The organism is Leisingera sp. MMG026, from assembly GCF_021654205.1.
In the GTDB taxonomy this organism is placed as follows: Bacteria; Pseudomonadota; Alphaproteobacteria; order Rhodobacterales; family Rhodobacteraceae; genus Leisingera.
The window spans coordinates 1-12,719 of the sequence record NZ_JAKFZM010000073.1 but is presented as its reverse complement, the minus strand read 5'-3'; the positions used below and the strand labels follow the sequence as shown (position 1 = coordinate 12,719).

Sequence of the window (12,719 nt, the reverse complement as noted above, 5' to 3'; positions counted from 1 at the left end):
GCCCCCCCCCCCCCCCCCCCCCCCCCCCCCCCCCCCCCCCCCAACGCTGCCAAGGGGCTCTGGCGCCAGCCAGGGCACCTGCAGGGGCGGGAGGGTTTGGCTATTCACACAGGCGCAGGCCGCCCGCATCACGGCTTGGGTTTGTCGTCCCACTCATCGCTCAGGATCCGGCGTGAGTCGCCTTCCGGATCGTCATACTGGTTGCTGCGCAGTGTATAAAAGAACGCCGCCAGCCCGACCGAGCCGAGGATCAGTGAAATCGGGATCAGATAGGCAAGGACGCTCATGGCTTCAGGTCCGTTGTGGCTGGCGCCGGCTTATCGCAGCCGCAGCGCATTGAGAGAGACTGTGATGGAAGAGGTAGACATCGCCAGCGCCGCAATCAAGGGTGTTGCCAGCCCGGCAATCGCCAGGGGCACTGCAATCACGTTGTACAGCGTGGCAATACGGAAATTCTCGCGGATCCGGCGGGTTGCCTTTTGCGCCACGCTGCAGGCCTCGGCAATCGGGGAAAGATCCTGCCCCAGCAGAACAATATCCGAAGCCACCCGCGCCGCATCCAGCGCCGATGCAGGCGAGATTGACACATGCGCCGCCGCCAGCGCCGCGGTGTCATTCAGGCCGTCGCCAACCATCAGAACCTTTTTGCCTTGCTCTGTCAGCATCTGCACACGGGCGGATTTGTCAGCCGGCAGCGCCTCGGCCACCCATTTGGCGATGCCCAGCCGCCCGGCCAGACCCTCCACCGCACCAGTGGTGTCGCCGGAGACAAGCAGCACATCCTTGCCCGCCTCCTTCAGCGCCTGAACAGCCTCCGCTGCGCCGGGGCGCAGGGCATCGGTGAACAGCAAGGGTTTAGCCGCCCCTGCCCCGCTGTCGAGCCAGGCCGCGGTCTGGCTGCCCTGCGTGGCACCGACCCAGGCCGCGCGGCCCAGCCGGACGCGGGCACCGCGGAACAGCCCCTCGGCACCATAGCCCGGAACCTCGGCGATCTCCTGCACGCTGGCCGGCTTGATCCCGATCTCCCGCGCCGCGCGGCTCAATGCCACCGACAGCGGATGCGAAGACCCTTCGGCCAGCGCCAGCGCGATCTCCAGATCGGCGCGGGCATGATCGCCCAGATTGGTCACTTGCGGCGTGCCGGCTGTCAGTGTGCCGGTCTTGTCAAAGACCACGGTATCGACCTCCGCCAGCCGCTCCAGCGCAGTGGCGTGTTTGATCAGCATACCCTTCTTGAACAGCCGGCCCGAGGCAGCGGTGGTCACCGCAGGCACAGCAAGACCCAGCGCACAGGGGCAGGTGATGATCAGCACTGCCGCGGCAATATTCAGCGCCATGCGGATGTCGAAGGTCCACAGATACCAGCCCGCAAAAGCAAGCGCCGACAGGATATGAACGCCGGGCGCATAAAGCTTGGCAGCACTGTCCGCCAGCGAGGTGTAGCGGGAGCGGCCGGATTCAGCGATGGCGACCAGATCGGTCATCCGGTGCAGCGAGGTATCCTCCCCCACCGCAGTCGCCCGGATGGTCAGCGGGCCGGTCAGGTTCACCTCGCCGGCTGACACCGCCAGACCGGGTTCCGCAAAGACCGGCAGCGTCTCGCCAGTCAGCAGCGAGCGGTCCAGTTCCGACCGCCCCTCGACAATCGCACCGTCCACCGGCATCCGCCCGCCGGGGCGCACCAGGATCAGATCGCCAATCGCCAGATCCGCCACCGGCACCTCGTATTCATCGCCGTCCAGCAGCCGGATCGCGCGGGGCACTTCCAGTGCTGCCAGCTCCTCGGCGGCCGAGCGCGCAACCGCACGGGTGCGGTAATCCAGATAGCGGCCTGCCAGCAGGAAGAACGTCAGTGTCAGGGCGGCATCGAAATAGGCATGTTCGCCCGACAGCGACGTCTCCCACAGCGAGGTGACCAGCGCCAGAACCAGCGCCAGCACAATCGGCACATCCATATTCAGGCGCCCGACCCGCAGCGCGCTCCAGGCGTTGGCAAAAAACGGCTGTGCTGCGAAGATGATCGCGGGAAAGGTGATGGCGGCAGAGATCCAATGGAACATGTCCCGTGTCGCATCCGACGCTCCGGACCAGACCGAGACCGACAGCAGCATCACATTCATCGAGGCAAAGAAAGCCACCGCCAGCCGCATCAGCAGGTCACGTCCCGCCTTGTCGTTCCGGGTGGCAGCCAGCGCTGCCAGATCCAGTTCGTGCGCCTCGTAGCCGATGCTTTGCAGTACCGGGATCAGATCCACGGCGCGCAGGTCCGGCTCGGCCTCAATCAGCGCCCGCTTAAGTGTCAGATTGACCCGTGCGGAATGAATGCCGGGGTGTGCGTTCAGCTCCCGCTCCACCGCTGAAATACAGGCCTGGCAGTGAATGCCGGGCAAGGACAGCGCCAGCCGCGCCTCGGTCGGAGCTTGTTCAGCAAGGTCCTGCGGGACCGCGACACAGGCCGGACAGGCCGCAAGCGAGGGGCGGATCTGGGCAGTCATGGCAATCAGCCTTTCACATGCAGGATCACGCGCTGGGTGAACTCGGTGCCATCCTTGGCCCGCGCCACCATGCGGATATTCCAGTTGCCCGGCCCCAGCTCGGCCGGCGCCACATAGGCCTGGCCGTCAAAGGTGAACTCCGGCTGCTGGTCGTCCTGCACATGGGTCGCCCGGCCCAGCGTTGCGCTCAGCTTGGCGACCTCCACCGGGGTGCCATCGGCATCGGTGATCTCCAGCTTGACCTGATCCCCTTGCGAAGACGCATAGACCGACCAGCCCAGCGCCTTCTGGGCAGAACGGCGCACATCGAATTCCTGGCTGGCAACATAGGAATTCTTCACCTCCAGCCCCGGAAAGGTCTTCACCGCGTTGACTGCCAGGGCGATGTTCACCCCGATGATCACCGCAAAGGCGCCGCAGAACAGCATCAGGGCGTGTTTGCCGGTAAATTCGCGTTCGCTTTTCGCCATGGCTCAGTCCCCCGTGCCGTTAAAGCTGGTGTCCTTGTGGGCACGTTCCCCGTTTATCAGATCCTCCACCCAGATGCGAACCGGGGTTGACCCGGCCTGCGACGGGGCGGAGCCCTTAGGTGCCACGATATAGACCCGCTGCAGCAGTGCGGTATCGACCGGCACGTTGACCGAGTGATACATCGTACCCTCCAGCTGCAGCCGCATGGCCGGATCGCCCTTGATCGACAGTTTGAACACCCGGTCCTCGCCGTGCTTGTTGCGCAGGCGCACATCATAGGTGTTGCGGATCGCGCCATCGGACAGCGTCACAAAGGTCGGGTTGCGTTCAGGTGCGACGGTCAATTCAATGTCGGAGCGGATGAACAGGGCAAACAGCAGCCCCGCACCGACCAGCGACCAAAGGCTGGTGTACATGATGGTGCGCGGCCGCAGGATGTGCTTCCAGATGTTCTTGGGCGGTTTCCCTGCACGCTCCTCTGCCTCATCCGACAGCGCCATATAGTCGATCAGCCCGCGCGGCTTGCCGATCTTGGCCATCACGTCGTCGCAGGCGTCGATGCACAGGGCGCAGGTGATGCATTCCATTTGCTGGCCGTCGCGGATGTCGATCCCCATCGGGCAGACATTGACGCAGGCCATGCAGTCAATGCAGTCGCCATGCACGGTGCCCGCTTCGTCGGTTTTGCGCGGTTTGCCGCGCGGCTCGCCCCGCCACTCGCGGTAGCCGACGGTCAGTGTGTCCTCATCCATCATCGCGGCCTGGATGCGCGGCCAGGGGCAGGCGTAGATGCAGATCTGCTCGCGCGCGAACCCGCCGAACAGAAAGGTAGTGCCGGTCAGCACCAGCATGGTGGTATAGGCAACGGGGTGCGCATTCAGCGTCACCAGATCATAGGCCAGCGTCGGCGCATCGGCGAAATAGAACACCCAGGCACCGCCGGTGGCGAGACCGATCAGCAACCAGGACACCCATTTTGTCAGCCGCAGCCGCGCTTTGCGGAAATCCATCTTCTTCTGCCGGTGCAGGCGCAGCCGGGCGTTGCGGTCGCCCTCGATCCAGCGCTCCACCAGAATGAACAGGTCGGTCCACACCGTCTGCGGGCAGGTGTAGCCGCACCAGACCCGGCCCAGCGCCGAGGTGAACAGGAACAGCCCCAGCCCCGCCATGATCAGCAATCCGGCCACAAAATAAAACTCATGCGGCCAGATCTCGATCCAAAAGAAGTAGAACCGGCGGCCCGCCAGATCCAAAAGCACGGCCTGATCCGGCAAGCTCGGCCCGCGGTCCCAGCGGATCCACGGCGTCAGATAGTAGATCCCCAGCGTCACCGCCATGATGTACCATTTCAGGTTCCGGAACGGGCCGGACACGCGCCGCGGGAAGATCGGCTCCTGGGCGGCGTACAGGCTCGGGGCTGGTTTGGAATCGCTCACGGACACTCTCCGTCTTGTGGCTGTCTCGCGCCGTTGTCACAGATGCATAATGCCAGAACATTGACGTGGATCAAAAAGCGTATCGTACAATCATGTTTTCAGGCGCCATCTCAGCGCATTGCGAGGTCAAAGCGCCACCTATGCCTGCCCGCCCGGCGCCGCCAGGGGCAAGTTGCCGCAGCGCAGCGAATGCGGCGTTGCAAAGAAGATTTCCGTCAGAATGCCCCAGTTTCACCGGTCCTCCTTCTTCTGCCGCCGCAACCAGCTGGTCAGCTTGCGCGCCTCCCGGCGCAGCACGCCGGGGCGGGTCACGATGTGATAGCCCCGGTCTGCGCCTTCGGTGAACAGTTCCAGCAACCGCCCGCTGTCCAGATCCTCGGCAACAAACTCCCGCACACTGACTGCCACCCCCTGGCCCGCCCGCACCGCCTGCATCAGCAGATTGCCGGGCAGCCGGGTGCGCGGCCCGCGCAAAGCCTCGGTGACACCGCGCGATTCCAGCCAGCGCGAGGCCTCCGAGGTGCCCAGCTCTTCGAGCCAGGGCAGATCCAGCAGATCCTCCGGGGATGCCACCTGCCGACCGTCCAGAAGACTGCCCGCCGCAATGACCACCATCGGCGATTGCAGCAGCATCCCGGTCTCCAGCCCCGGCCAGCTGCCGTCGCCATAGCGGATGGCAATATCCACACCGCCCGGCTTCAGCTCGACAATCTCGCCCCGCGGGTCCAGCACCAGATCAATCTCCGGATGCTCGGCCTGAAACCCGGCCAGCCGCGGCATCAGCCAGTGGGCGGCAAACGTCGGCGTACAGGTCACATGCAACGGCCGGGCGGCCCCTGCGGCAGATATTTCCTGCACCGCCGCCTCAATCGCGCCAAACCCCAGATGCAGCGCGCGGGCCAGATGCTCTCCATCCGGTGTCAGCGCCAGCGCCCTGCCGCTGCGGTCCAGCAAAGCTGCGCCCAAATGCGCCTCCAGTGCGCGCAGCTGCTGGCTGATGGCAGCGTGGCTGACATTCAACGCCGCGCCTGCCCGCACCACATTCCCGGTCTCAGCAAAGGCAGCAAAAGCCCTGAGCGCCGCCAATGGCGGCATGTTCAGCCAATCCATATGTAATCCAGCCTTACATAACGCAATTCCATTTAACTCGCAGGAATCGCGCATTCACGCAAGTATCAGAAACAGACGCCAGGATAGGAGGCACTAAAATGCTGATTGATATCTATGCCCGCTCGATGATGACCGCCACGCGGCAGGACTGTGTAAGGCTGCGGGACCTGCCTGCGCCCGGCCCCTTGTCCCGCCCTTCAGGCAAGTTCACCCGGCTGATGCGCTGGCTCGCCGCAAGGCCGCCGAAAACGCGCTGCATTCATCCGCAGAACATCTGACCTGAGACCCTGACCTTTGGGAAGAAAGAAAAAGCGCCGGTTTTCCAGGAAACGCGCGAACAGATCGGAAAACCGGCGCATGACCCCGTTCAGCCTGCACGTCGGCCTTGCGGGATATCATGCTGCCCAGGAGGGCTGTTAAGCCAAGCAGCAATCTCTTTCACCTGCGGTTTTACCCGGTTTGCCGCCGGCAAAGTTTGACACGGATCAAAAAGGCGCAAAATAATTGCCCGGCTCCGGGAAAAAACCTACGCTCGGCCTTATGAACATCGAAACGCGCGAACAGGCGGTCACCAGTGACCGCGCACCGCTGACGGCGGCCGAAGTCGGCGCCCTGGCGCATTTGTACCGGGGCGAGATCTACCGCAGCACCGTCTGGCGCACCCGGTTGGACACCACCACAAACTGGTCGGTCGTCACCCTGGGCGTGGCACTGTCGATTTCCTTTTCCTCGCCCGAAGCCTCGCCCCTGCCGCTGATCCTGGTGGGGGTGCTGATCATCTTCTTCCTGATGCTGGAGGCCCGCCGCTACCGCTATTTCAACGTCTTCCGCGCCCGTGCCCGCTGGATGGAGACGCATTTTTATACCTCGATGCTGAAGGAAGGCGACCTGCATCTGGAAGATCATTGGCAGGACGTTCTGGCCGCGGATTATCTGCGGCCCCAATACCATGTAAGTGTCATGACTGCGATCGGACGGCGGATCCGGCGCAACTACTTTTGGATCCTGCTGATCCAGTCACTGGCCTATGCGGGCAAACTGGTGGTGCATCCAACCGCTGTCCTGTCCCTGCAGCAAGCGGTGGACCGCGCTGACATCGGCCCGTTTCCCGGCGAGCTGGTGCTTGGCACCGGTGTTTTCTATGTGCTGCTGTGGGGCAGCATCGCCTGGTGGAGCACCACAGCAGACGCCGCCCGCGCCCGCAAACGCAGTTCGATGACTTCAATGGGCTAAGGGGCATCCCGCAATGAACCTCTACAGCCGCTTTGCGCTGGAGGCTACCTAAGCAAAGCCTTGTTGTGGCTGGTGGCTCAGCGGACGAAGATGCAGTTCTTCGGAGGCAGCTGAGTGTCCGCTTCTGAGCTGCTTCAATTCGTGATTTCGATGCCGTTAGTTTTAGTCCAGTGGTCAAATGCCACCACGATCTTCCCGTCCTCAGCCTCAAATTCTGAAACTGCGTCGCGAGAACCCACATATTGTACTACTTCCAGAATTGGGGTTCCGACATACATTCCGTTAGCCATGTGCTTTTGCGTTTGCTCTAGGATTTCTTTTTCATCTTGAGGACTATGATTAAACTCACATGACCCGTATCGGCCCCAGTTGTTGAGAATGATCGAACATAGGTGATTTGGATCTCTCGCAAGTGTGTCATCTCCAAGCCAATGTCCAAGCCCTTCAACGTCAAACACGCGCGCTGCAGTTCCTTTGTCGCATTTCTCCTGGGTCAAAATCCAAGACAAGACTTTATCTTCATGATCGTAGTTCCATGTCATTACTACACGGTGCCAAGTCTCCGGTGTTTGCTTAGTCAACCAATCAATGATTGTGTCGGGCTGCCCTGCCTGCACGATCACGTAGTTCGGATCTTCCCAATACTTGAAGAGCGCATCCATCTTTTTCATGTCATCGACCAATCTGCTTTAAACGGTTTTTAAGCCACCCAACTACAGCGACTCAGCGCCCTGATCCGGGTTATTCGTTGAGGCCGACATTGGTTGCATCGCAGTAAATGGTCAAGAAGGGCTCGCGCCAGGCTTTCGCTGCAATGAGTTTCGGCGTCTGCTTCGGGTTGGCTGCCGAGCTTCCCATCACCACAAATCTACGAAAAAGGGCCGCCCGCAGGCAGCCCTCTCATCATTCTGATCAACCGGATCCGGCTTATTCGCCGCCGCCCAGCTGGTGGACATAAGACGAGACCGCCCGGATCTGCGCCTCGGTCAGGCGGGTGTTCCAGGCCGGCATCACGCCGTAACGCGAATTGGTCACGGTCTCGCTCAGGGTGGCGTAATCGCCGCCGTAAAGCCAGATCGCATCGGCCAGGTTCGGCGCGCCCTGGCTGCGGTCGCCGGTGCCGTCATCCGCGTGGCAGGAGGCACAATTGTCGGCAAAGACAACCGATCCGGCCTCAACCTTGGAGGCATCCTGCGCCTCGCCCGACAGCGACATCACATAGTTGACCACTTGGGAAATCTCTTCTTTCTCAAGCAGCTCGTCACGGCCGAATGCAGGCATCTCGGAATAGCGCGCATCATCGCTGTCTTCGTTGCGGATGCCGTGGGTGATGGTGGCGTGGACATCCTCCACCGAACCGCCCCACAGCCAGTCGTCGTCCAGCAGGTTCGGGTAACCCTTGGCCCCTGCCGCACCGGAGCCGTGGCACTGGGCGCACCAGGTCTTGAACACGGCAGAACCCGCCGACACCGCGTAGGCGTTCAGCTCAGCATCTTCCGCAATCGCGGTCAGCTCTGTTGCTTCCAGCTTGGCGTTGACCGGCGCGTTGGCTTCTTCCACCGCGGTGATTTCAGCCGCCACGTCGGCGCGGGTCGACCAGCCCAGCACCCCGGCAGTGGCGCCATTGATCAGCGGCCAGGCCGGATAGGCGATGGTGTAAAGAACGCCCCAGATGATGGTGGCATACAGGGTCCACAGCCACCAGCGCGGCATCGGGTTGTCGAATTCCTCGATCCCGTCCCACTCATGGCCGGTGGTGTTCGGATCGCCTTCGAACTTTTGCGATTTCTTGCTCATGCCCTCGCCTCCTTGGTCCCGGCGGGTTTGACTGCATCTTCACGGGGCGCCGGTGCATCATCATGCCGGAACGGGATGTCGGCGGTGTCCTTGTAAACCTTGGTGCTGCCCGGGCGGAACGCCCAGACCACAACACCGATGAAGAAGGTGAACAGGAACAGCAGCATCCAGCTGTCCGCGAATTGCCTGAGGAGTGTGTAGAATTCCATCTGTCCCTCCTCAGCGGCTCGCGTCCGGGGTGAAGGTCGAGAAATCGACCAGCGTGCCCATCATCTGCAGATAAGCGATCAGCGCATCGGCCTCGGAGACCCCCGGCTGGCCGTCGAAGTTGCGCACGTTGACCTTCTCGCCGTAACGCTCCAGCAGCCCGTCATAGTCGCTGTCGGGATCTGCCTGGGCGCGGAAGTCGGCCTGCGCGGCCTCGATCATCCCGTCCGTGTAAGGCGTGCCCAGCATCGCATTGGTGGCCATCACATCGCCGATGTATTTGCCATCGACCCGCTTACGCTCAAGGAAGCCGTATTTCGGCATCACCGATTCCGGCACCACGGCCTGCGGGTTGCGCAGGTGGTCGACGTGCCACTCGTCCGAGTAGCGGCCGCCGACACGGGCCAGATCCGGCCCGGTCCGCTTGGAGCCCCACTGGAACGGACGGTCGTACATCGACTCTGCCGCCAGCGAATAGTGGCCGTAGCGTTCGACCTCATCGCGCATCGGGCGGATCATCTGACTGTGGCAGACATAGCAGCCTTCGCGGATGTAGATGTCCCGGCCCGCCAGTTCGAGAGGGGTGTAAGGGCGCATGCCCTCCACCTTCTCAATGGTGTTTTCCAGGTAGAACAGCGGTGCAATCTGCACCAGGCCGCCGATGGTCACAACCAGGAAGCTGCAGATCAGCAACAGGGTCGCGTTGGTCTCGAGGATCTTATGTTTGTCGAGAATGGACATAGCTGCCTGGCTCCTTATTCAGCCGGGACCGGAACCGTCAGGCTGGCTTCTTTTGCCGGGGCCTTACGGACAGTCATCCACAGGTTGTAGCACATGATAAGCGCACCAGCGAGGAACATGACCCCGCCCAGGCCGCGCACCACATACATCGGGAACTTCGCTGCCACAGTGTCGGCAAAGGAGTTCACCAGGAAGCCGTTGGCATCCACTTCGCGCCACATCAGGCCTTCCATGATACCAGTCACCCACATGGATGCGGCATAGAGAACGATACCGATGGTGGCGAGCCAGAAGTGCCAGCTGACGAGGCTCAGCGAGTACAGCCGCTCCCGCTTCCACAGCACCGGCACCAGATAATACAGCGCGCCAAAGGTGATCATGCCGTTCCAGCCCAAAGCGCCGGAATGCACGTGGCCAATGGTCCAGTCGGTGTAATGCGACAGCGAGTTCACAGCGCGGATCGACATCATCGGACCTTCAAAGGTGGACATGCCGTAAAAGCCGACCGAGATCACCATCATCCGGATCACCGGATCGGTGCGCAGCTTGTCCCAGGCGCCCGACAGGGTCATCAGACCGTTGATCATGCCGCCCCACGAGGGCATCCAAAGGATGATCGACATCACCATGCCCAGTGTCGAGGCCCAGTCCGGCAGCGCGGTGTAATGCAGGTGGTGCGGACCGGCCCAGATGTAAAGGAAGATCAGCGCCCAGAAGTGGATGATCGACAGCTTGTAGGAAAACACCGGACGCTCGGCCTGTTTCGGGATGAAGTAATACATCATCCCCAGGAAGCCCGCGGTCAGGAAGAAGCCCACAGCGTTGTGGCCGTACCACCACTGGATCATCGCATCCTGCACACCCGGCCAGACGATGACCGACTTGGAACCCCAGATGGACACCGGAATCGTCATGTTGTTGACCAGATGCAGCATCGCTACGGTGACGATGAAGGCCAGGTAGAACCAGTTCGCCACATAGATATGCGGCTCTTTGCGTTTGATCACGGTGCCCAGGAACACCGCCAGATAGGCGACCCAGACCACGGTCAGCCACAGATCAACGTGCCATTCGGGTTCCGCATATTCCTTGGACTGGGTCGAGCCGAACAGATAGCCGGTCGCGGCCAGCACGATGAACAGCTGGTAGCCCCAGAACACGAACCACGCCAGGTTGCCGCCCCACAGCCGCGCCGCGGAGGTGCGTTGCACCACATAAAACGAGGTTGCGATCAGCGCGTTGCCGCCAAAGGCGAAAATCACTGCCGAGGTATGCAGCGGACGCAGGCGGCCGAAATTAGCCAGGCCTTGCGCCCACTCGAAATTCAGTGCCGGAAAGGCCAGCTGGAACGCTATGAAAGTCCCTGCCAGAAATCCGACCACGCCCCAAAAGGCGGTTGCAATTGTACCAGCGCGGATCACGCTGTCGAAATACTCATTTTCCAGACCAATAACTGCCGGTTTCGGCTCGTTGGTGTGGCGCAAAGTATAAAGAAACAGGCCGCCAGCCACGATCATCACGATGATCGCATGCACCTGGTAAGCCAGATCCCGCGCGTAATTGGACCCGATCATCGCAAACAGCGTGACCAGACCAAGCGCTATCAGCTTGATATAGTTAGACATCTTGCGTCCCTTTGCCATGCCCCCGCGAATCCTGCGGATACGGGAACGTTATTAGACCGCGCCCTTCATGCAAAAGGCGCATCCTTGATACCTTGATCTGCATCAAGACATATCCACGCAACATGTGACACATCTGCCCGTGTAACGAAATTCTCCGCATCGCGGCCATCCGGGCTGCGCCGCATCATCCGCCGAGAGGTGCCAATGTCCTACAAGTCCTTGCTTACCATTCTCACAGCTGCGGAAACAGCAGCAGCGCCTTTGGCGCAGATTACGGCCCTGGCCGAAGACTTTGGCGCTCATGCCGATGCGCTCTGCCTTGGGGTCGACCGGACCCAGACCGGCTATTATTACGCAGGCGCCAATGCGATGGTCCTGCAGGAAACCCTGTCCCGCGCCCAGGAAGAGGCCGAGCAGGTCGAGGCCCAGGCCGAAACCGCGCTGCAGCAGGCCGGCGTGCCATTTTCCACCGACAGCGGTGTGGCCCAAATCGCCGACCTCGGCCGCCATGTGGCGCGTCAGGCGCGTTTTTCCGACCTGGTTGTGCTGAGCAAGCCCTATGGCCCGGGCAAGCGTGCCGAAGCCGAACCGATTGTCGAAGCCGCCCTGTTCGAAGGCCGCGCCCCGGTGCTGGTGGTGCCCGACAATGCCGCACCGATGCGCCAGCCCGAAACCGTTCTGGTGGCCTGGAACGAAAGCATTGAGGCGATGACCGCGATCCGGCGGGCAATGCCATTCCTGATAGGCGCCGATCTGGTGCGTATCGCAGTGATCGACCCGCCGCAGCACGGGCCGGAACGCTCCGACCCTGGCGGTTTGCTGGCGCAGATGCTGTCCCGGCACGGGGTGGCCTGCGAGATCGATGTGCTCAGCAAGACACTGACCCGGGTATCCGATGTGCTGAACCGCCATGCGGCGGACACCGCCGCTGATCTGATTGTGATGGGCGCCTACGGCCATTCCCGCTTCCGCGAAGCAATCCTTGGCGGCGCCACCCGCAACATGCTGGAACAGGCCAAAGTACCGGTGCTGATGGCGCATTGACGACCCCATCAGTCAGCTATCTTGCCGAACAATAAAGGGCGCCCTGCAGGGGCGCCTTTTTTCGTCAATCGCCGCCTGCGCCCTACCCGGCCTTGCGTATGAGGCCGATCAGGAACAGCAGGATCACCGCCCCGATGGTGGCATGGATCAGCGACCAGATGAAACCGCCGCCCGCGGCAAACCCCAGTGCCGGAAAGATCGTTCCCGCCAGAAAGGCGCCAACCACGCCGACGATGATATTGCCGAGAATGCCAAAGCCGCGTCCTTGCATGATCTTGCCTGACAGCCAGCCGGCCAGCGCCCCCACGATCAGCATCCCGATCAAGCTTCCAAACTGCATTTCCGCCTCCGTTTGTTGTGATTGCCCCAATAGACCACACCCGCGGCACCGGGTCACCTGCAGCCATCAAGGAACCTGACGGCAAGCGCTGCAAAGCGGCGCAGCTCCCGCCCGTCGTCCGCCCTTCTTGCTGAAGGGCCTCCTCCCGTTGGGGGGGGGGGGGGGGGGGGGGGGGGGGGGCCCCCCCCCCCCCCCCGCCCGCCCCCCCCCCCCCCCCCCC

The 12,719-nt window shown here is 62.2% G+C and carries 14 protein-coding genes; 3 read left to right on the top strand and 11 right to left on the bottom strand.

Going from position 1 to position 12,719, the window contains the following annotated elements:
• Positions 1-128: 128 nt before the first annotated feature.
• From ccoS to L1069_RS22410, 5 genes are all read right to left on the bottom strand, one after another.
• Positions 129-287: a cbb3-type cytochrome oxidase assembly protein CcoS gene (gene ccoS, locus L1069_RS22430; protein ID WP_027257996.1), complete on the bottom strand. Its 159-nt coding sequence runs from the start codon at positions 285-287 to the stop codon at positions 129-131.
• A gap of 30 nt (positions 288-317) precedes the next feature.
• Positions 318-2,495 carry a heavy metal translocating P-type ATPase gene (locus L1069_RS22425; protein WP_237457116.1) on the bottom strand — a complete coding sequence of 726 codons (2,178 nt, stop codon included), beginning with the start codon at positions 2,493-2,495 and terminating at the stop codon, positions 318-320.
• 5 nt (positions 2,496-2,500) lie between these two features.
• Positions 2,501-2,965, bottom strand: coding sequence for a FixH family protein (locus tag L1069_RS22420; RefSeq protein WP_237457115.1), 465 nt, complete (start codon positions 2,963-2,965; stop codon positions 2,501-2,503).
• Positions 2,966-2,968: 3 nt separating this feature from the next.
• The gene (gene ccoG / locus L1069_RS22415; protein WP_211038682.1) at positions 2,969-4,402 is read right to left on the bottom strand and encodes a cytochrome c oxidase accessory protein CcoG; all 1,434 of its coding nucleotides are present in this window, start codon (positions 4,400-4,402) and stop codon (positions 2,969-2,971) included.
• A 231-nt stretch (positions 4,403-4,633) separates the two neighbouring features.
• On the bottom strand, positions 4,634-5,512 hold the full coding sequence (locus tag L1069_RS22410; protein WP_237457114.1) for a LysR family transcriptional regulator: 879 nt from the start codon (positions 5,510-5,512) through the stop codon (positions 4,634-4,636).
• A gap of 98 nt (positions 5,513-5,610) precedes the next feature.
• On the opposite strand from L1069_RS22410, the gene L1069_RS22405 reads away from it, so the two are divergent.
• Both L1069_RS22405 and L1069_RS22400 read left to right on the top strand, forming a co-directional pair.
• Positions 5,611-5,790, top strand: a complete 180-nt coding sequence (locus L1069_RS22405) for a hypothetical protein (RefSeq protein ID WP_129369765.1) — start codon at positions 5,611-5,613, stop codon at positions 5,788-5,790.
• A gap of 262 nt (positions 5,791-6,052) precedes the next feature.
• Positions 6,053-6,745, top strand: coding sequence for a DUF2270 domain-containing protein (locus L1069_RS22400; protein ID WP_129369764.1), 693 nt, complete (start codon positions 6,053-6,055; stop codon positions 6,743-6,745).
• A 134-nt stretch (positions 6,746-6,879) separates the two neighbouring features.
• On the opposite strand, the gene L1069_RS22395 is transcribed toward L1069_RS22400, so the two are convergent.
• The 5 genes from L1069_RS22395 to ccoN form a co-directional block, all read right to left on the bottom strand.
• Positions 6,880-7,416: a DUF4274 domain-containing protein gene (locus L1069_RS22395; protein ID WP_129369763.1), complete on the bottom strand. Its 537-nt coding sequence runs from the start codon at positions 7,414-7,416 to the stop codon at positions 6,880-6,882.
• 256 nt (positions 7,417-7,672) lie between these two features.
• The gene (gene ccoP / locus L1069_RS22390; protein ID WP_129369762.1) at positions 7,673-8,542 is read right to left on the bottom strand and encodes a cytochrome-c oxidase, cbb3-type subunit III; all 870 of its coding nucleotides are present in this window, start codon (positions 8,540-8,542) and stop codon (positions 7,673-7,675) included.
• A complete protein-coding gene (locus L1069_RS22385) occupies positions 8,539-8,751 on the bottom strand; it encodes a cbb3-type cytochrome c oxidase subunit 3 (RefSeq protein WP_129369761.1) in 213 nt (70 codons plus the stop codon). Before L1069_RS22385 ends, ccoP begins: the two co-directional genes overlap by 4 nt.
• A 10-nt stretch (positions 8,752-8,761) precedes the next feature.
• Positions 8,762-9,490: a cytochrome-c oxidase, cbb3-type subunit II gene (gene ccoO, locus L1069_RS22380; RefSeq protein WP_129369760.1), complete on the bottom strand. Its 729-nt coding sequence runs from the start codon at positions 9,488-9,490 to the stop codon at positions 8,762-8,764.
• A 14-nt stretch (positions 9,491-9,504) separates the two neighbouring features.
• A complete protein-coding gene (gene ccoN / locus L1069_RS22375; protein ID WP_129369759.1) occupies positions 9,505-11,115 on the bottom strand; it encodes a cytochrome-c oxidase, cbb3-type subunit I in 1,611 nt (536 codons plus the stop codon).
• Between the two features lie 204 nt (positions 11,116-11,319).
• On the opposite strand from ccoN, the gene L1069_RS22370 reads away from it, so the two are divergent.
• Complete coding sequence (locus L1069_RS22370; RefSeq protein ID WP_129369758.1) at positions 11,320-12,159, top strand: universal stress protein; 840 nt, start codon at positions 11,320-11,322, stop codon at positions 12,157-12,159.
• Positions 12,160-12,241: 82 nt separating this feature from the next.
• Here L1069_RS22370 and L1069_RS22365 read toward each other — a convergent pair whose 3' ends face one another.
• Complete coding sequence (locus L1069_RS22365) at positions 12,242-12,499, bottom strand: GlsB/YeaQ/YmgE family stress response membrane protein (RefSeq protein WP_129369757.1); 258 nt, start codon at positions 12,497-12,499, stop codon at positions 12,242-12,244.
• Between the last annotated feature and the right edge of the window lie 220 nt (positions 12,500-12,719).

Bases quoted from the DNA above. Each gene is read 5' to 3' on its own strand.
- L1069_RS22395 (WP_129369763.1), bottom strand. From the start codon at position 7,416: ATGAAAAAGATGGATGCGCTCTTCAAGTATTGGGAAGATCCGAACTAC.
- L1069_RS22400 (WP_129369764.1), top strand. From the start codon at position 6,053: ATGAACATCGAAACGCGCGAACAGGCGGTCACCAGTGACCGCGCACCG.
- L1069_RS22365 (WP_129369757.1), bottom strand. From the start codon at position 12,499: ATGCAGTTTGGAAGCTTGATCGGGATGCTGATCGTGGGGGCGCTGGCC.
- ccoO (WP_129369760.1), bottom strand. From the start codon at position 9,490: ATGTCCATTCTCGACAAACATAAGATCCTCGAGACCAACGCGACCCTG.
- L1069_RS22405 (WP_129369765.1), top strand. From the start codon at position 5,611: ATGCTGATTGATATCTATGCCCGCTCGATGATGACCGCCACGCGGCAG.
- ccoP (WP_129369762.1), bottom strand. From the start codon at position 8,542: ATGAGCAAGAAATCGCAAAAGTTCGAAGGCGATCCGAACACCACCGGC.
- L1069_RS22385 (WP_129369761.1), bottom strand. From the start codon at position 8,751: ATGGAATTCTACACACTCCTCAGGCAATTCGCGGACAGCTGGATGCTG.
- L1069_RS22410 (WP_237457114.1), bottom strand. From the start codon at position 5,512: ATGGATTGGCTGAACATGCCGCCATTGGCGGCGCTCAGGGCTTTTGCT.
- L1069_RS22425 (WP_237457116.1), bottom strand. From the start codon at position 2,495: ATGACTGCCCAGATCCGCCCCTCGCTTGCGGCCTGTCCGGCCTGTGTC.
- L1069_RS22420 (WP_237457115.1), bottom strand. From the start codon at position 2,965: ATGGCGAAAAGCGAACGCGAATTTACCGGCAAACACGCCCTGATGCTG.
- L1069_RS22370 (WP_129369758.1), top strand. From the start codon at position 11,320: ATGTCCTACAAGTCCTTGCTTACCATTCTCACAGCTGCGGAAACAGCA.
- ccoN (WP_129369759.1), bottom strand. From the start codon at position 11,115: ATGTCTAACTATATCAAGCTGATAGCGCTTGGTCTGGTCACGCTGTTT.
- ccoS (WP_027257996.1), bottom strand. From the start codon at position 287: ATGAGCGTCCTTGCCTATCTGATCCCGATTTCACTGATCCTCGGCTCG.